The sequence below is a fragment of the Dokdonella fugitiva genome (assembly GCF_004342425.1).
Classification (GTDB): domain Bacteria; phylum Pseudomonadota; class Gammaproteobacteria; order Xanthomonadales; family Rhodanobacteraceae; genus Dokdonella_A; species Dokdonella_A fugitiva.
In genome coordinates this window covers 182,398-198,506 of the sequence record NZ_SLWQ01000003.1, presented here as the reverse complement: position 1 = coordinate 198,506, position 16,109 = coordinate 182,398, and the positions used below count along the sequence as shown (strand labels likewise).

Genomic DNA, 16,109 nt, shown 5'->3' with positions numbered 1-16,109 from the left:
AGCCCAGACGCTGCGGCGAAGCCGCGGCGCCATCCGGAGAAGGGGAGCCAGCTCATGACTACTACGCGAAACAGGCGCTCGCAGCCGAACGCGCGCACGTTGTGTGTCGCATTGTCCGTCGCACTCGCCGGCACGGCGGCTGCCGCGCCGGCGAACGGTCCCGTCGCACGGGCCGTACCCACGCCGCACCAGCAGGAGTTCCGCGGCTTCGGCGGCGCCTTCGTACCCGCGGCTGCAACGACGGCACTGACGCCGTCGCGCGCAGCGGCCGTGCGCAGCGTCACGTCGCTCGCTGACAGCGGCGCGGGATCGCTGCGCGAAGCCCTCGTGACCGCCGTCGATGGCGACGTCATCGACCTCGGCGGCCTGCAGGGGCGCATCACATTGTCGAGCGCGCTCGAGCCCGCGGCGGCGGTCACGATCGCCGGGCCGGGCAGCGATGCACTCGTGATCGACGCCGGCGGTCACGACCGCGTGATCGCGACGTCGCATTCGTTGACGCTGTCGAAGGTCGCGCTCGTCAACGGCAAGGCGCCTGCGCCGGCCGGCGCCGGGATCGCCGTCGGCGGTTGCCTCTACATCGAGGGCGACCTGCAGCTGACGAACGCGACGATCTCGGGCTGCAGCGTCGGCGACGCGGAGACCGGCGGCGCCTACGGCGGCGCGGTCGCCGTGAGCGGCGCGGCCTACCTCAAGTACTCGACGATCGCGGACAGCCATGCGACCGCCTTCGGCGCGGCCGGCGGCGGCGGCCTGGCGGTCGCGGAAGGACCGCTGGTCGCGGTCCACAGCACGATCAGCGGCAACGGCGTATCCCAGGTCGTTCCGCCGCCCGCGGCGCCGGCGCATCCGCTCGGCCTGGCCTCGCGCGCGATCGGCGGCGGCGCCGCCACCTTCGGCTCCGCGCCCGCCTATTTCGTCTTTTCCGACGTGACCGGCAACAGCGTGGATGCGGCAGGCTCCGGCTCCGATGGCATGGCGCTCGGCGGCGGCGCATTCGGCTCCGGCAAGACCGTGAGCTACTTCAGCACGATCGCCGGCAACACCCTGAGCGCGGGTGACACGGTGCATGGCGCCGGCTTCTACATGTCGGCGTACGCGCCACCGGCGCCCGGCGCCAGCCGCCCGTTCGCGCTGCCTGCGCTGGTCGGGGGCACGGCAACCCACGCCGTGGTGTTGAGCACGATCGCGTCCAACCACGCCACATCGACGGCGGGCACGGCGACCGGTGGCGGCGTCTTCAGCGCCGCACCGCTGGGCATCCAGGGCAGCGCACTGCGGGACAACACGGTCGAATCCGCCTGCACGGCGTTGTGCCTGACGGCTGGCGGCGCGATCGTCGGGCGTTCCGCCGTGACCCTCATGGCGAGCAGCGTGACCGGCAATTCGGCCACCGTCACCGGAACCGGTTCGCTCTATGGCGCAACGGGCGGCGGCATCGCGAACTACTACGCCCAGCCACTGGTGATCGTGGGCAGCACCGTGTCCGGCAATACCGTCACGGCAACCCCGAGCCGCGGCGGCGGCGTCGCTGCGTCCGAGGTCGAGATCCACAACAGCACGATCGCGTTCAATTCGGCGACCACGGGTGGCGGCGGCCTCGTGCTGTACGGCGATGGCGTCAGCACCAACATGGTGCTGTCGAGCACGATCGTCGCCGGCAACACGGCGAGCGGCGATCCGGCGAGCGCCGACGTCCTGGGCAATCATGCTCCGCCGGCGGCGGTCACCGGCAGCAACGACATCGTCATCGCCCACTCGCAGATCGCACTGCCGGGCGACACGCTGGCACAGGACCCGCTGCTGGAACCGCTCGCCTACAACGGCGGGCCGACGTTGAACCACGCGCTCGGCACGGGCAGCCCCGCGATCGATACCGGCGTCAATTCCGGCGCCCTGTCGACGGACCAGCGCGGGTTCGGGCGCACGGTCGGCGCCAATCCCGACATCGGTGCCTACGAACGCGACGACGATCGCATCTTCTTCGACCGGTTCGAATACCTGTAGCCGCACGCGCCGCGCGGATCGGTTCCAGCCGATCCGCGCGGCCTCAGGCGCGCTCGCCGCGCTCGATGATGACGCCGACCGCGCGCGAGCCGGTCACGGCGCCCGGCTTGGAGAGCTTGAGGCGCAGCCACGGCACGCCGAATTCCTCGCGGATGATCGCCGCGCAGCGCTCGGCGAGCGTCTCGACGAGCTCGAAGCGCGATTCGCCGACGAACGAAATGAGCCGCTTGGACACCGCCTTGTAGTCGAGCGTGTCGCCGATGCGGTCGCTCGCGGCGGGGCGCGTGTTGTCGAATGCCATTTCGATGTCGAGCGCGACGACCTGGCGCGTCGTGCGTTCCCAGTCGTAGATCCCGATGATCGTTTCGATCCGCAGGTCTTCTATGAAGACGAGGTCCATGCTTCTTGAGGGCCGAAGGTTGAGGCTGGAGGACGGACCGGCGCGAAGATCGGGGCGCCATGGAATCCGGGGTGCCCGAGTTTAGCGGCAACGCGGGTCAGGCGACCGGCGGCAGGCTCGCGAGGTCCCAGCGCGGGCGCACCGCGATCGCGGGCGTTTCGTGCTGGCCGGCGGCGAGGCGCAGGGCGCCGGCGAGCGCGATCATCGCACCGTTGTCGGTGCAGAACTCGAACCGCGGGAAATGCACGCTGAAACCTTCGCGCGCGCCCGCATCGGCGAGTTCCGCGCGCAGGCGACGGTTCGCGCCGACACCGCCGGCGATGACCAGCCGGCGCGCGCCGCTCTGCACGAGCGCGCGGCGGCACTTGATCGCGAGCGTCTCGACGATTGCTTCCTCGAACGCGCGTGCGACGTCGGCCTTCGTCTGCTCCGAGCGGTCGCTCGCCTGCCAGGCGAGCAGCACCTGGGTCTTGAGGCCGGAGAAACTGAAGTCGAGACCTGGCCGGTCGGTCATCGGCCGCGAGAAGCGGAATGCGCCCGCACGCCCCTGTTCGGCCAGCCGCGCGAGCGCGGGGCCGCCCGGGTAGGGCAGGCCCATGAGCTTGGCGGTCTTGTCGAACGCCTCGCCGGCGGCATCGTCGAGCGTGTCGCCGAGCAGGGTGTAGCGGCCGATCCCGGCGACCTCGATCAGCATCGAGTGGCCGCCCGAGACGAGCAGGGCGACGAACGGCGGCTCGGGCGGGTCGGGCTCGAGCAGCGGCGCGAGCAGGTGCCCTTCCATGTGGTGTACGCCGATCGCGGGCAGGCCGAGCGACCAGGCCAGCGCGCGCGCCGCGGTCGCGCCGACGAGCAGGGCACCGACGAGCCCCGGGCCGGCCGTATAGGCCACCCCGCCGAGATCGCCGACGCCGAGGCCGGCGCGCGCCAGGGTTTCGCGCACGAGCGGCAGCAGCTTGCGCACGTGGTCGCGTGAGGCGAGTTCCGGCACGACCCCGCCGTAATCCGCGTGCATGCGGATCTGGCTGTAGAGGGTGTGGGCGAGCAGGCCGCGGTCGAGGTCGTAGACGGCCACCCCGGTCTCGTCGCAGGAGGTCTCGACCCCGAGGACGGGACCCGGCGCCTTTGCAATGGGCTGATTCATCGGGATAGAATACACGGCTCGCCCGCCAGCCCCGGGCCTGTGTCATTGGAGAATGTATGCCCAGCGTCAAAGTTCGCGAGAACGAACCGTTCGAGTTTGCCCTGCGCCGCTTCAAGCGCACCTGCGAAAAGGCCGGCGTGCTGGCCGAAGTGCGCAAGCGCGAGTTCTACGAAAAGCCGACCCAGGAGCGCAAGCGCAAGCGCGCCGCCGCGGTCAAGCGTCACCTCCGCCGCGTTTCGCGCGACGTGACCAAGCGCCAGCGCCTGTACTGATTCCCAGCGCGGGTCCCCGGCGCCGCCGCTGCCCCGTGCAGTCGTTGCGCGAGCCGGACGCCGGATCCGCAGGATGAAAGGGCTGTTCATCGGCCGGCACCCGCAAGGGTGCCGGCTTTTTGCGTTGCGCCGCGACGCCGGCGCGGGCTTCGGCTCGCGCGGCCTTGGCCGTATAGTCCGGCATCCGGCGAACGCGCCCGTCCGCAGCAGGCGCCCCGCGCCTGCGACACCCACGATGTCCGCGCCCGCCAGCGGGCCATGGAGTTTCCGATGTCACTCAAGCAGCAGCTCACCGACGACATGAAGGCCGCGATGAAGGGCGGCGACAAGGAGCGCCTCGGCGTGATCCGCCTCGTCAACGCGGCGATCAAGCAACGCGAGGTCGACGAGCGCGTCGTGCTCGACGACACCCAGGTGTTCGCCGTGCTCGAGAAGATGCTCAAGCAGCGCAAGGACTCGGTCGCGCAGTACGAAGGCGCGGGCCGCGAGGATCTCGCCGCGGTCGAACGCTACGAGATGGGCGTGATCGAGGGCTACATGCCCGCGAAGATGTCGGCCGACGAGATCGAGGCGATCGTCGCCAGGGCGATCGCCGACAGCGGCGCGACGAGCGCGAAGGACATGGGCAAGGTCGTCGGCCTGGTCAAGCCGCAGGTCGCCGGGCGCGCCGACATGGGTCAGGTGTCGGCGCTGGTCAAGCAGAAGCTCGGCGGCTGAAGCGGGGAACGCAGCCATGGCCGACGCACGTCCGCTGCGCCGTTCGCGCCGCAACCGCATCATCGGCGGCGTCATGGGCGGCATCGCGGCACACTTCGGATTGAATCCGACCGGGCTGCGCGTCGTCTACGTCGTCGGCTCGATCGTGTCGGCCGCATTTCCGGGCCTGCTCGTCTACCTCGTACTCTGGCTGTTGATTCCGCGGGAAGACTGATCCGCTGGCGCGCCGGCGACAGTCGATCCTGCATGGCATGCTGAGCCCCATGGCCGGCCGCATCCCCGAAAAGTTCATCGACGACCTGCTCGCGCGCGTCGACATCGTCGACGTGATCCAGGAGCGCGTGCCGCTGAAGAAGGCCGGGCGCGACTGGTCGGCGCGCTGCCCGTTCCACGACGAGCGCTCGCCGTCGTTCACCGTGAGCCCGGCCAAGCAGTTCTACCACTGCTTCGGCTGCGGCGCGCACGGCAGTGCGATCGGCTTCCTCATGAACTACGACCGCCTCGAGTTCCCCGACGCGGTCGAGGAACTCGCCGGCCGCGTCGGCCTCAAGGTGCCGTACGAAGGCGGGCGCGAGGCGCCGCGCGAGGACAGCACCGACCTGTACAAGCTGCTCGACGCAGCCGCGGCGTTCTACCGCCGCCAGCTCGAGGCGAGCGATCGCGCGAGCGCGTACTTCGAAGGCCGCGGCCTCGATGCGTCGACGCTCGCGCGCTTCAACCTCGGCTTCGCGCCCGATGCCTGGGACGCGCTGAAGAACGCGCTCGGCACCAACGCGCAGCGCATCGCGCTGCTCGAGAAGGCGGGCATGCTCACGAGCGGCGAGCGCGGCTCGAAGTACGACCGCTTCCGCAACCGCGTGATGTTCCCGATCCTCGACCGGCGCGGCCGCACGATCGCCTTCGGCGGGAGGATCATTCCCAGCGATCGTCCTGATCGCGAAAGTCGAGAAGCGGGCATCCCTGCCCGCACTTCTCGACAGGACGCCGCTCCGAAGGAAGCATCGGACAAGGCTGAAGGACCAAAGTACCTCAACTCGCCCGAGACGCCGCTGTTCCACAAGGGCCGCGAACTGTTCGGCCTCTGGCAGGTGCGCGAGGCGCACGCGAAGATCCCGCGCCTGATCGTCGTCGAGGGCTACATGGACGTGATCAGCCTGCACCAGTTCGGCGTGCCGCAGGCGGTCGCGACGCTCGGCACCGCGACCACGCGCGACCATGCAGAGATCCTGTTCCGCCAGTGCGCGGACGTCTACTTCTGCTTCGACGGCGATCGCGCCGGTCGCCAGGCCGCGTGGCGCGCGGTCGAGTCCGTGCTGCCGCGCATGCGCGACGGCCGCCAGGCACTGTTCCTGTTCCTGCCCGATGGCGAGGACCCCGACACGCTCGTGCGCAAGGAGGGCCTTGCCGGCTTCGAGCAGCGCCTCAGGGAGGCGACGCCACTGGGCGAGTTCTTCTTCGCCGAACTCGGCAAGGACGTGAACCTCGGCTCGCTCGACGGCCGTGCGCGCCTCGCCGAACGCGCGCGGCCACTGCTCGCGCAGATCCCCGACGGGGCATTCCGTGACCTCATGCTCGCCGAGCTCGACAAGTCGACCGGCGTGCGCGTGCAGGTCGCCGCGCCACCCTCGGACGTGCCGTCGAAGCCGCGCGGCGCGAAGCCCGCGCAGCGCTCGCTCGTGCGCGCGGCGATCACCCTGCTCGTGCAGCGGCCCGCGCTCGCGCTCGCGCTCGAACCGCCGTGGTCGTTCGCCGGGCTGCGCCAGCCGGGCATCCCGCTCCTGGTCGAACTCATCGCGTTGTGCCGCGCGCGCGCGAACCTCACGACCGGCGCGCTGCTCGAGCATTTCGCCGAACGCGAGGAGGCGAAGGCGCTGCAGAAGCTCGCCGTGGTGGACTTCCCCGGCGGCGAGAGCGAGGCGCGTGCGGAGTTCGTCGACGCGATCGCCCAGCTCGAGCGCCAGACCGCGCAGCAGCGCCTCGACGACCTCACCCGCAAGCAGGCGCAGGGCCCGCTCAGCGACGAGGAAAAGCAGGAACTGCGCGCCCTGCTCGCCGGCAAGGCCGCGCGAAGCTGAACGGATCCGATCGGCCGATTCGCTTTGCGCCGCGTTTACCTGTATGGTGCGCGCACTGTTGCTTGTCAGGGTCACTGTGAACCGTGACCTGAAGCGATCGAACCTTTCGATCCGCTCCATCGCTCCGTCGCTTTCTCCTTGCCAACCTCAGTCTCGACCCGGGAGGTACCCGGATCGCGAATTCCATTGTTTTCGAGTAGCAGGAGTCAAAGTCATGGCGAATCGCCAGAGCGGTACGGTCAAGTGGTTCAACGATGCGAAGGGTTTCGGCTTCATCACGCCGGAAAGCGGCCCGGACCTGTTCGTGCATTTCCGCGCGATCCAGGGCACGGGTTTCAAGACCCTCGCCGAAGGCCAGCGCGTCACGTTCGTGCCGGTGCAGGGCCAGAAGGGCATGCAGGCCGACCAGGTGCAGCTCGCGTAATCCGCTTCACCGCGTCAGTGTCACCAACCCCGGGTCGCGAGGCCCGGGGTTTTTCTTTTTCGAGGAGCCGCCGATGGCGATGAAACCCAATTACAACTTCGAGAAGCGCCAGCGCGAACTGGCCAAGAAGAAGCAGCAGGACGAAAAGCGCCTGAAGAAGCTCGCCCGCAATGGCGACAAGCCGGCCAACGGCACCGACGCGGACCCGAAGCCGCAGTCCTGACACCGTCTTCGCCGCGACGCGTTCAGCCCGCCGGGCACGTCGCAGGCATCGCGTCGCCGGGCGAGACCAGCTCGAGATTGATCGCCGCCTGCGCATTCGCGGGCTCGAGCGCGAGCGCGCAGCGGTAGGCGGCGGCCGCCCGCGCCGCATCGCCGTCGACGCGATGCGCATAACCGAGATTGAGCCAGGCGCGCGCCTTGCGTGGTGACTCGCGCACCGTCGCCTGCCACAACGCGACTTCGCTGCGATAGTCCGCGTTGCGCATCGATGTCGCCACGGCGAGCGCGGCGCAGAGCCCGCAGGCGACGACGCGAACGAAGGGGCGTGCCGCGATCCGTTCGCCGATGCGGGCCAGCGCGCACGCGAGCGCGAGCGCCGGCCCGGCGAGCGCGAGATACAGATGACGGTCGTTGGCGAGGTCGAGCCGCGGCAGCAGCGAATTGGCCGGCGCGAGCTGCAGGAAGTACCAGCCGATCGCGAACGCGAGCCACGGCAGGCGTCGGCGCGACGCGAACATCGCGGTGACGGCTGCCGCGAGCAGCAGCGCACTCGCGACCAGCGGCGCCGACCACGCGGGCGGCACGCGCAGGTCCGGATCGATGTTGGTGATGCCGAGCAGCGGGTGCGTGGCGAGGTAAGCGTGCGCGAGCACCTGGCCCATGAGCTGTTCGGCCGGCGCGCGCGTGCCGAGGCTGACGCCGAAGAACACGTGATAGCCGGGTGTCGCGAGGACGGCGACCAGCGCCGCCGCGAGCACGAGCGCGTACGGCCACAGCCTGCGCAGCGTCGCACGCAACGGTTCATCGCATGCCCAGGCGCGCAGCAACGGAACCAGCGGCATCACGAGCGCGGTTTCGCGCACCGCGAGCGCGAGCGCGAACAGCGCAGGACCGGTCCATGCGAGCGCGCGACGCGAAGGCCGTTCGCGCGCGGCATCGTCGGCGAGCACGGCGCCGAGCATGAATGTCGCTGCGAGCGGGATCGAGCGGCCACTCGCGTACGTGACCGCTTCGGTCGCCGCGGGATGCAGCGCGAACAGCAGCGCACCCAGCAGCGCGACGCCGCGATCGTTTTCGAGTGACGGCGCGAGCCGCGGCACCCAGCGACGCCACAAGGCCCACAGCAGGATCGCATTGACGCCGTGGATCACGACATTCGTCGCGTGGATCGCGACCGCGCCGCCGCCAAGGTCGAACGTGAGCGCAAAGCTCAGCTTGAGCAGCGGCCGGATGCCCGGCAGCGACGACCACCAGCCGGCGACGCTGCGCGCCGATGGATTGGCGAGGATCGCGGCGAAATCGTCGAACTGGTACGCAGCGGTGTATGCATTCGCGTAGGCGGCGAGGACGCCGGCAACGAGGATGATGATCGCGGCGCGGCTGCGCATGTCGTGCACCGTGGCCTGTCGCTCGCCTACGGGCGCGGCGGCGATGCGGCTTCGAACGCGAGTTCGACCAGCGCGACGCTGTCCCACCAGCGCTCGGGCGCGTGCAGCAGCACGGCGAGCACGCGATGGCCGTCGCGTTCGACGACGGCGACGAGGCAACGTCCGGCCGCGGGCGTGGTGCCCGTCTTGAGGCCACGCGCGCCGGGCAGGCCGTCGAGCAATGCATTCGTCGAGCGCGCGGCCAGTGCGCGGCCGCGATCGGTCGTGATACGGAGGTCCCGGTGCTGCGCGATGTCGGCGAGCGTCGGCTCGGCCAGCACCGCGCGCGCGAGCACGGCGAGGTCGCGCGCACTCGTGTATTGCGCCGGATCGTCATGGCCGCACGGATTCGCGTAATGCGTGTCGGCGAGGCCGAGCGCGGTTGCACGCGCGTTCATGCGCGCGACGAACGCGCCAGTCGCATCGCGCGCGTCGATCGTCGCGCCGACCGCGTCGGCGAGCGCGCGGCAGGCGTCGTTGGCCGAGCGCACCATCGCCGCGTGCAGGAGATCGCGCCGCGTCACGCGCTCGCCGCGGCGCAAGCCGATGCGCGTGCCGGTTTCCGCCGCGGCTGCGGCGGACACCGCGGCCCAGGCGTCGAGATCACCCTGCTCGACCGCGACCAGCGCGGTCATGAGCTTGGCGAGGCTCGCCATCGGCAGTCGCGCATCGGCACGGCCGGCCCACAACGGCCGGCCGTCGAGTTCGACCCAGTACGCGGCAGCGACGTCGGGATAGGCGTCGATCGGCGCCTCGCCCGGCGCCACGGCGAACGAGGGCCGCGCACCGGTGCACGCGAAGGCCAGCACGAGCGCGCACGCGCCGACGAGCGTGCGCGACGCGCGCATCAGCGGCTGCCGCCCGAACCCTTCGCGCCGGCCTCGCCGCGCGCACGCAGGCGCTCGGTCGCATAGCTGCCGCAGAACGCTCGGTACGGGGAGGACTGCATCGCGGTGTAGCCGCGGCCTTCGCACTGCTGCGCGGCGAGCGTGCGCGCGCGTTCGGCGCAATGCTGCGCGAGGAAGCGGCCGTTGCGGTTCGGATCGGCGTCGGCACAGTGCTTCGGCGCGAGATCCGGGCACATGTCGCCGACGAAGTCGAGGTCGCTGGTGCCTTCGGCGCGCGCGCAGGCCTTGGCGAGGAACGTCGCGCGCGATCCACCACCACACGCTTCGACCGCCTGCCAGGCAATGCCGCCGAACGAGCGGTCGGTTTCGGCGAAGTGCGCCGGATCCCCGGCCTGTGCCATCGAGCGGCTCACGTTCGCGCAGAACTTGTCCTTCCAGGCGGGGCACGCCGCCTTCGGCCCGACATACATCGAATACGACGGGATCGACGTGAGCTGTGCCTCGCATGCCTGCGCGGTCATCGCCTTGCCGATCGCCTCGGGCGACTCGCTCGCGTAGTCGCAGCTGCCGATGCGCTTGCCTTCGTAGCTCATCGTGATCTGCTGGCCCTCGACCTGCGCCTTCATGCTGCCGCGATAGCCGTCCGGCAGGGTCTCCATCTCGCCGTCGCCGGTCATCGCGTTCTTGCCCTTGCAGACGACGTGATACGACGCCTTGCTGCCTTCGATGCGGAAGCCCTGCACCTCGCAGTCCTTGTCCTTGGGAATGGCCTGCTCGCTGACCGGGTTCGCACGCGCGGTGCAGACCTCGACCGGCTTGCCCGGCATCGACATGCCGGCCATCTGCATCTTCGTCGTCACGCGGTAGCGGTCGCCGCTGTCGGGCGCGGCGACGGCCGGGATCGCGGCGCAACACAACGCGACGGCGGCGACGGTGCGCAGTGGGAACGGGCTCATGGGTGGACTCCGTGGAACGGCGCAGCCGGCGCCGGGGCCCTTCTTTTTACGTCAAAGCGGATCCAAAACCACCATCCGGCCGGCACGACCGGGCCGCGGCGGGTTCAGCGCAGGTCGTGCAGGATCGCGCGCGCTGCGTTGTGTCCGGGCGCGCCGGTCACGCCGCCACCCGGGTGCGTGCCGGCGCCGCACAGGTACAAGCCCGCGAGCGCGCCACGGTAGTCGGCGTAACCGAGCATCGGCCGCGCGCTGAACAGCTGGTTGAGCGACAGCGCGCCGTGGAAGATGTCGCCGCCGAGCAGGCCGAAGTCGCGTTCGAGATCGAGCGGCGACTTGATCTGCCGGCCGAGCACGGAGGCCTTGAAGCCGGGCGCCCAGCGATCGACCGTTTCGATCATGAGGTCGGCGACTTCCTCGCGATGGTCGTCCCAGGAACGCCCGTCCGGCAGCTCCGGCGCGACGTGCTGGCAGAACAGGCTCGCCACGTGGTGGCCCGGCGGCGCGAGCGAATCGTCGAGCGTCGACGGAATCAGCATTTCCACGATCGGCTGCTTCGACCAGCCGTGCGCGCGCGCGTCGAGGTAGGCACGATCCATGTAATCGAGGCTCGGCGCAATGATGATGCCGGCGGTGAGGTGATCGCCCGGTCCGGGCAACGCGCGGAAGCGCGGCAGCTCCGACAGCGCGACGTTCATGCGGAACGTGCCCGAGCCGCAGCGCCAGTTCGCCATGCGCTCGCGCACCGGCGCCGGCACGTGCGCCGGATCGAGCAGGCGCTCGTACAGCAGCTTCGGATTGACGTTGGCGACGACCGTGCGCGCACGCAGCGTTTCGCCCTTGTCGGTGACGACTCCGACCGCGCGGCCGCGCTCGACGATGATCTCGCGCACGCCGCAACCGGTGCGGATCTCCGCGCCCGAGGCCGCGGCCGACTTCGCCATCGCCTGGGTGATCGCGCCCATGCCGCCGATCGCGTGGCCCCAGGCGCCCTTGACGCCGTTGACCTCGCCGAACACGTGGTGCAGCAGCACGTACGCGCTGCCCGGCGTGTAGGGGCTCGCATAGTTGCCGACCACGCCGTCGAAACCGAACAGCGCCTTGATCGGCTCGCTCTCGAAGAAGCGGTCGAGATACTCCGCCGCGGAGATCGCGAACAGGTCGAGCAGGTCGGTACGCAGGCCCGCGTCGAGTGCCTTCACGCGCCGGCCGAGCCGGCCCGCGCGCAGGAGTTCGGGCAGCGCCTTCAACCAGCCGCCTTCGACGATGTTCGGTGGCGCCTCGAGCGCGAGCGCGCGCAACTCGTCGGCGATCGCATCGAGGCGGCGTTCGTATTCGGGCAGGCGCTCGGCGTCGCGCGGCGAGAACTTGGCGACTTCGGCGAGCGTGCGACCCGCGCCGCTGACGAGGTAACGGTCGTCCGCGAGCGGCAGGAAGTTGTTGAGCTTGCGCTGCACGACGCGCAGGCCATGACGTTCGAGTTCGAGCTCGCGGATCACCTTCGGCTGCAGCAGCGACACCGTGTAGGCGGCGACCGAATTGCGGAAACCCGGATGGAATTCCTCGGTGACCGCGGCACCGCCGACGACGTCGCGCCGTTCGAGCACGGTGACCTTGCGCCCCGCGCGTGCGAGGTAGGCCGCACAGACGAGGCCGTTGTGGCCGCCACCGATCAGGATCGCATCGCGCATGGGTTCGCTCATGTGCCCGATTATCCGATGATTCGGACGGAAGCGGCGCGCCGGTCAGGGCGACGGGTCGTCGAAACCGTCCGCGAAGACCAGGTCGGCGAACTCGGGCACGAAGCGCTCGGCCGCCGCGGTCGGCATGTCGCCGACCGTGTCGCCGGCGAAGGCCCAGCCACCCGCGAGCAGGATGCTGCCGTCGGCGAGCGTGACCGGCATCGCCTCGTAGCGCGGCACGGCCATCGTGCCGATGTCCTCGAAGCGCGCGGTCGCCGGGTTCCAGGCTTCGGCGATCGGCACGGTGACGCTGCCCGGCTCGCCCGCGAGATGGGCGCCGCCGGCGACGAGCACGCGCCCGTCGGGCAGGAGCGCTGCCGACTGCAGTTCGCGTGCGTGCGCGAGCGTGCCCGCCGGCGTGAACGCGCCACTGGCCGGATCGTAGACGGCCGCATCGGGCAGGTAGATCGGGAAGCCGCCGTTGTAGCCGCCATCGCTGCCGCCGACCATGAGCACGCGGCCATCGGCAAGGCGTACGAACGACTGCACCTCGCGCGGTTCGGGCAGGTCGCCGGTCGGCGCGAACGTGCCGGTGAGCGGGTCGTAGAGTTCGGCGCTCGCTAGCGGGCCGCCGAGGCCATCGCCGCCCGCGATGAGCACGCGGCCATCGGCGAGCCGCACCGCGAGCGGCTGGATGCGCGCTTCGACCAGCGACCCCGTGGCGCTGAAGACGCCGGTCGCCGGATCGTAGAGTTCGGCCGTCGCAAGCACGTCGCGCGCGGTGAGGCCGCCGGCGACGAGCACGGTGCCGTCCTCGAGCAGGGTCGCGCTCGCGACGTAGCGCGGGCCGGCCATCGAGCCCGTTGCGCTGAACTGGCCGGTCGCGGGGTCGTAGATTTCCGCGGTTCCGAGCGCATCGCCGGTCTTGCCGCCGCGGCCACCGAGCACGAGCACGCGGCCGTCGGCGAGCGCGACGACCGTCGGCCGCATGCGGACCTCGGTCATCGATCCGGTCGGCACGAATGCGTCGGTCGCCGGGTCGTACAGCTCGGCCTGGACCAGGTGCACGCCAAAGTCGGCGATGCCGCCGGTGAACAGCACGCGGCCATCGGGCAGCAGCGCGGTGCCGTACGACGCGCGCGGCGTCGCCATGTCGGCGCTGCGGTGGAAAGAGCCGCCGGCGAGCGCGTCGGCGGACGAGAGGACGAAGGCGCCGATCGCGCAGGCGATCGGATGCAGGCGGCGCATGGCGGGACCCCGGTCGGCGGCAATGGACGCAGGCACCCTGCGCCGATCCCTGCCGTACCGCATGCGCGTCGCCTCACGCGCGCATTCGCGCATCATTTGGAACGCGTTCGTAGCGCGCTGCGGCAGGGCTTCCGCTTCAAGTCGCCGTCGCCGCCTTCGCCCGCATCGGCACGAACGCGAGCACGAGGCCGAGCACGCAGAGCGCCGCGACGTACCATGCCGGCGCGAGCGGCGCGTCCTGCATGAGCATCGTGACGACGAGCGGCGTGAGGCCACCGAACACCGCGTAGGCGATGTTGTAGGCGAACGACACGCCCGAATAGCGCACCGCGGGCGGGAACGCCTGCACGAGCAGCACCGGGATCACGCCGACCACGCCGACGCAGAAACCGGTGGCACCGTACAGCGCGTGAAGCCGCCCGGGCGTCTGTGCGAGGCCGTAGTAGAGCAGCAAGGTCGTCGCGAGCAGCATCACGCAACCCGCGCCGAGCGCCTTCGCGGCGCCGATGCGGTCGGCCAGCAGGCCGAACGCGATGCAGCCGAGCGTGAGCGCGAACGTCGCGACGCTGTTCGCGGCGAGCGCGCGCGCCGCGGGGATCGCGTACAGCTTCTGGATCAGTGTCGGCGTCATGAGGATGAGCACGACGATCGCCGCGGTGAGCAGCCACGTGAGCAGCATCGACAGCACGACCGCGCGGCCGTGGCCGGCGAGCACGACCTTGAGCGGCAGGCCGCGCACGAGTTCGCGCCGGCGGCGCAACTCCTCGAAAACCGGCGTTTCCTCGAGCATGCTGCGCAGGAACACCGCGCACAGGCCGAACACGCCGCCGACGAGGAACGGCACGCGCCAGCCCCAGGCCGCGAGCTCATCGGCATCGAAGCGCGTATTGACCCAGGTCGCGATCAGCGAGCCGAGCAGGATGCCTGCGGTGAGGCCCGCGGTAAGCGTGCCGCAGGCGAAGCCGATGCGCCGCCCGGGCACGTGCTCGGCGACGAAGGTCCATGCGCCCGGCACTTCGCCGCCGACCGCGGCGCCCTGCAGGATGCGCAGCAGCAACAGCGCGATCGGCGCGGCCGCGCCGATCGACGCCCAGGTCGGCAGCAGGCCGATCGCCAGCGTGGGCAGCGCCATGAGCAGCACGCTCAGCATGAACATGCGCTTGCGCCCGTCGCGATCGCCATAGTGCGCCATCAGGATGCCGCCCAGCGGCCGCGCGAGGTAGCCCGCCGCGAACAGTCCGAACGTCTGCAGCTGGCGCAACCAGTCGGGCGTGTCGGGCGGGAAGAACAATTGCCCGATCGTCGCGGTGAAGAACACGAAGATGATGAAGTCGTAGAACTCGAGCGCGCCGCCGAGGGCGGCGAGGGTAAGCGTGCGGATTTCGTCGCGACGCAGCGTCGGGGCGGGCATGGGCGTCCGGGATGGCGGGCGGTGCGCATACATACCACCGGCGGCGGCCGCATGCCTACCCGCCCCGGCTGGCGCCGATGCGACCGGCCGCTTGCCCGCCGGCGCACGCCGTCGCCCTGGCATGTTGTATACGTTGATCTAGGTATACTAATATCGCGGCGACGCCGCCCGGCGCCCGGCACGTCGCCGCTCTTCCATCTACAAGGAGTCGTCCCATGAAGATGCTTCATGCGCTCGCGTTCGCCGTCGCGGTTTGCGCCTCGCCGCTCGCACTCGCGGCAGGCAAGGGGCCTGCCAGCGCGCAGGATCGATCGGAGAACGCCGTTCCGACGAGCAGCAGCGACACCACTTCGCTCGCCTGCTATTTCCAGAAAGGCGACAGCATCACCTGGTACTGGGGCCTGACGTCCGACTCGCAGTGGTACACGCTGCCCGGAAGCTGGCAGACGACCCCTTACACCAAACTGCAGAAATTCTTCTCGACGGCAAGCCAGAGCGACATCACGCAGGCCTGCGGCAATTCGTCGACCTACTACGGCCTGGTCGGTTACTCGCTGCTCGCCGCGTTCGCGGCGGACAGGAAGGCCGGCAGCAACTACCCGATCATCGTCGGCGGCAGCACGGAGCTGTGGCCGCAGTACTGACGCGGCGCGACGACCGGCGTCGTGCGCGACGCCGGTCCGTCCGCGCGTTTCACAACCGGCTCGCGAGTTCCTTGCCGATCGCCTCGGGCGTGTCGGTCGGCGCGTAGCGCTTGACCACCTCGCCGTCCTCGTCGACGAGGAACTTGGTGAAGTTCCACTTGATCGCCTCGCTGCCGAGCAGGCCTTTCGCCTGCTTCTTGAGGTAGCGGTAGAGCGGGTGCGCGTTCGGGCCGTTGACGTCGATCTTGGCGAACATCGGGAACTGCACGTCGTAGGTGAGCGAGCAGAAATTCCTGATCTCCGCCTCGTCGCCGGGCTCCTGGTGGCCGAACTGGTCGCAGGGGAAGCCGAGCACGACGAGGCCGCGGTCGCGGAACTGCTCGTACAGCGCTTCGAGCCCGGTGTATTGCGGCGTGAAGCCGCATTTCGACGCGACGTTGACGATCAGCATCGTCTTGCCCCGCCAGGTCGACAACGACTGCTCGTCGCCGTCGATCGTCCTGGCGCTGAAATCGTAGATCGACGTCATGGCCACCTCCGCATGGACGGCCAGTGTATGCCCGCGGCCTCGCGCGGCCTAGGGGCGTGCGGGAGGCTGCGGGGCGCGGCCGTCAGCCCCGGATCTCGCCCAGCCTGCC

Annotated in this window: 17 protein-coding genes; 8 read left to right on the top strand and 9 right to left on the bottom strand. The window is 70.4% G+C overall.

Going from position 1 to position 16,109, the window contains the following annotated elements; all coding sequences use genetic code 11:
• Nucleotides 1-54: 54 nt before the first annotated feature.
• Nucleotides 55-2,007: a choice-of-anchor Q domain-containing protein gene (locus tag EV148_RS07715; RefSeq protein WP_131996040.1), complete on the top strand. Its 1,953-nt coding sequence runs from the start codon at nt 55-57 to the stop codon at nt 2,005-2,007.
• A 43-nt stretch (nt 2,008-2,050) separates the two neighbouring features.
• On the opposite strand, the gene folB is transcribed toward EV148_RS07715, so the two are convergent.
• Nucleotides 2,051-2,407, bottom strand: coding sequence for a dihydroneopterin aldolase (gene folB, locus EV148_RS07710; protein WP_131996037.1), 357 nt, complete (start codon nt 2,405-2,407; stop codon nt 2,051-2,053).
• A 97-nt stretch (nt 2,408-2,504) separates the two neighbouring features.
• On the bottom strand, nt 2,505-3,548 hold the full coding sequence (tsaD, locus tag EV148_RS07705) for a tRNA (adenosine(37)-N6)-threonylcarbamoyltransferase complex transferase subunit TsaD (RefSeq protein ID WP_131996034.1): 1,044 nt from the start codon (nt 3,546-3,548) through the stop codon (nt 2,505-2,507).
• Between the two features lie 56 nt (nt 3,549-3,604).
• On the opposite strand from tsaD, the gene rpsU reads away from it, so the two are divergent.
• The 6 genes from rpsU to EV148_RS18435 all read left to right on the top strand — a co-directional run bounded on the left by rpsU (nt 3,605) and on the right by EV148_RS18435 (nt 7,259).
• The gene (rpsU, locus tag EV148_RS07700; protein WP_131996031.1) at nt 3,605-3,820 is read left to right on the top strand and encodes a 30S ribosomal protein S21; all 216 of its coding nucleotides are present in this window, start codon (nt 3,605-3,607) and stop codon (nt 3,818-3,820) included.
• Nucleotides 3,821-4,090: 270 nt separating this feature from the next.
• Nucleotides 4,091-4,537 carry a GatB/YqeY domain-containing protein gene (locus EV148_RS07695; protein ID WP_131996028.1) on the top strand — a complete coding sequence of 149 codons (447 nt, stop codon included), beginning with the start codon at nt 4,091-4,093 and terminating at the stop codon, nt 4,535-4,537.
• Nucleotides 4,538-4,553: 16 nt separating this feature from the next.
• Complete coding sequence (locus EV148_RS07690) at nt 4,554-4,751, top strand: PspC domain-containing protein (protein ID WP_131996025.1); 198 nt, start codon at nt 4,554-4,556, stop codon at nt 4,749-4,751.
• A 49-nt stretch (nt 4,752-4,800) separates the two neighbouring features.
• A complete protein-coding gene (locus EV148_RS07685; protein WP_131996669.1) occupies nt 4,801-6,612 on the top strand; it encodes a DNA primase in 1,812 nt (603 codons plus the stop codon).
• Nucleotides 6,613-6,826: 214 nt separating this feature from the next.
• Nucleotides 6,827-7,036, top strand: a complete 210-nt coding sequence (locus EV148_RS07680; RefSeq protein ID WP_131996022.1) for a cold-shock protein — start codon at nt 6,827-6,829, stop codon at nt 7,034-7,036.
• Between the two features lie 73 nt (nt 7,037-7,109).
• Complete coding sequence (locus tag EV148_RS18435) at nt 7,110-7,259, top strand: hypothetical protein (RefSeq protein WP_158287374.1); 150 nt, start codon at nt 7,110-7,112, stop codon at nt 7,257-7,259.
• Nucleotides 7,260-7,281: 22 nt separating this feature from the next.
• Here EV148_RS18435 and EV148_RS07675 read toward each other — a convergent pair whose 3' ends face one another.
• The 6 genes from EV148_RS07675 to EV148_RS07650 form a co-directional block, all read right to left on the bottom strand.
• Complete coding sequence (locus EV148_RS07675; protein ID WP_131996019.1) at nt 7,282-8,646, bottom strand: hypothetical protein; 1,365 nt, start codon at nt 8,644-8,646, stop codon at nt 7,282-7,284.
• A 26-nt stretch (nt 8,647-8,672) separates the two neighbouring features.
• Entirely contained in the window at nt 8,673-9,533 is an 861-nt protein-coding gene (locus EV148_RS18430) for a D-alanyl-D-alanine carboxypeptidase family protein (protein ID WP_158287373.1), read from the bottom strand.
• On the bottom strand, nt 9,533-10,489 hold the full coding sequence (locus EV148_RS07665; protein WP_131996013.1) for a DUF3617 domain-containing protein: 957 nt from the start codon (nt 10,487-10,489) through the stop codon (nt 9,533-9,535). The genes EV148_RS18430 and EV148_RS07665 overlap by 1 nt, the downstream gene beginning before the upstream one ends.
• 104 nt (nt 10,490-10,593) lie before the next feature.
• The gene (locus tag EV148_RS07660; RefSeq protein ID WP_131996010.1) at nt 10,594-12,189 is read right to left on the bottom strand and encodes a phytoene desaturase family protein; all 1,596 of its coding nucleotides are present in this window, start codon (nt 12,187-12,189) and stop codon (nt 10,594-10,596) included.
• A 42-nt stretch (nt 12,190-12,231) separates the two neighbouring features.
• Nucleotides 12,232-13,416, bottom strand: coding sequence for a Kelch repeat-containing protein (locus tag EV148_RS07655; RefSeq protein WP_158287372.1), 1,185 nt, complete (start codon nt 13,414-13,416; stop codon nt 12,232-12,234).
• 136 nt (nt 13,417-13,552) lie between these two features.
• Nucleotides 13,553-14,827, bottom strand: a complete 1,275-nt coding sequence (locus EV148_RS07650; RefSeq protein ID WP_131996004.1) for an MFS transporter — start codon at nt 14,825-14,827, stop codon at nt 13,553-13,555.
• Nucleotides 14,828-15,042: 215 nt separating this feature from the next.
• Between EV148_RS07650 and EV148_RS07645 the strand changes: the two genes are divergently transcribed.
• Nucleotides 15,043-15,471: a hypothetical protein gene (locus tag EV148_RS07645; protein ID WP_131996001.1), complete on the top strand. Its 429-nt coding sequence runs from the start codon at nt 15,043-15,045 to the stop codon at nt 15,469-15,471.
• Nucleotides 15,472-15,520: 49 nt separating this feature from the next.
• Here EV148_RS07645 and EV148_RS07640 read toward each other — a convergent pair whose 3' ends face one another.
• On the bottom strand, nt 15,521-16,000 hold the full coding sequence (locus EV148_RS07640) for a glutathione peroxidase (RefSeq protein WP_131995998.1): 480 nt from the start codon (nt 15,998-16,000) through the stop codon (nt 15,521-15,523).
• Nucleotides 16,001-16,109 lie beyond the last annotated feature (109 nt).

Excerpts from the sequence above, each read along its gene's own strand:
- folB (WP_131996037.1), bottom strand. The coding sequence starts at position 2,407 with ATGGACCTCGTCTTCATAGAAGACCTGCGGATCGAAACGATCATCGGG.
- EV148_RS07695 (WP_131996028.1), top strand. The coding sequence starts at position 4,091 with ATGTCACTCAAGCAGCAGCTCACCGACGACATGAAGGCCGCGATGAAG.
- tsaD (WP_131996034.1), bottom strand. The coding sequence starts at position 3,548 with ATGAATCAGCCCATTGCAAAGGCGCCGGGTCCCGTCCTCGGGGTCGAG.
- EV148_RS07645 (WP_131996001.1), top strand. The coding sequence starts at position 15,043 with ATGAAGATGCTTCATGCGCTCGCGTTCGCCGTCGCGGTTTGCGCCTCG.
- EV148_RS07660 (WP_131996010.1), bottom strand. The coding sequence starts at position 12,189 with ATGAGCGAACCCATGCGCGATGCGATCCTGATCGGTGGCGGCCACAAC.
- EV148_RS07650 (WP_131996004.1), bottom strand. The coding sequence starts at position 14,827 with ATGCCCGCCCCGACGCTGCGTCGCGACGAAATCCGCACGCTTACCCTC.
- rpsU (WP_131996031.1), top strand. The coding sequence starts at position 3,605 with ATGCCCAGCGTCAAAGTTCGCGAGAACGAACCGTTCGAGTTTGCCCTG.
- EV148_RS07655 (WP_158287372.1), bottom strand. The coding sequence starts at position 13,416 with ATGCGCCGCCTGCATCCGATCGCCTGCGCGATCGGCGCCTTCGTCCTC.
- EV148_RS07685 (WP_131996669.1), top strand. The coding sequence starts at position 4,801 with ATGGCCGGCCGCATCCCCGAAAAGTTCATCGACGACCTGCTCGCGCGC.
- EV148_RS07665 (WP_131996013.1), bottom strand. The coding sequence starts at position 10,489 with ATGAGCCCGTTCCCACTGCGCACCGTCGCCGCCGTCGCGTTGTGTTGC.
- EV148_RS18435 (WP_158287374.1), top strand. The coding sequence starts at position 7,110 with ATGGCGATGAAACCCAATTACAACTTCGAGAAGCGCCAGCGCGAACTG.
- EV148_RS07715 (WP_131996040.1), top strand. The coding sequence starts at position 55 with ATGACTACTACGCGAAACAGGCGCTCGCAGCCGAACGCGCGCACGTTG.
- EV148_RS07640 (WP_131995998.1), bottom strand. The coding sequence starts at position 16,000 with ATGACGTCGATCTACGATTTCAGCGCCAGGACGATCGACGGCGACGAG.
- EV148_RS18430 (WP_158287373.1), bottom strand. The coding sequence starts at position 9,533 with ATGCGCGCGTCGCGCACGCTCGTCGGCGCGTGCGCGCTCGTGCTGGCC.
- EV148_RS07675 (WP_131996019.1), bottom strand. The coding sequence starts at position 8,646 with ATGCGCAGCCGCGCCGCGATCATCATCCTCGTTGCCGGCGTCCTCGCC.
- EV148_RS07680 (WP_131996022.1), top strand. The coding sequence starts at position 6,827 with ATGGCGAATCGCCAGAGCGGTACGGTCAAGTGGTTCAACGATGCGAAG.
- EV148_RS07690 (WP_131996025.1), top strand. The coding sequence starts at position 4,554 with ATGGCCGACGCACGTCCGCTGCGCCGTTCGCGCCGCAACCGCATCATC.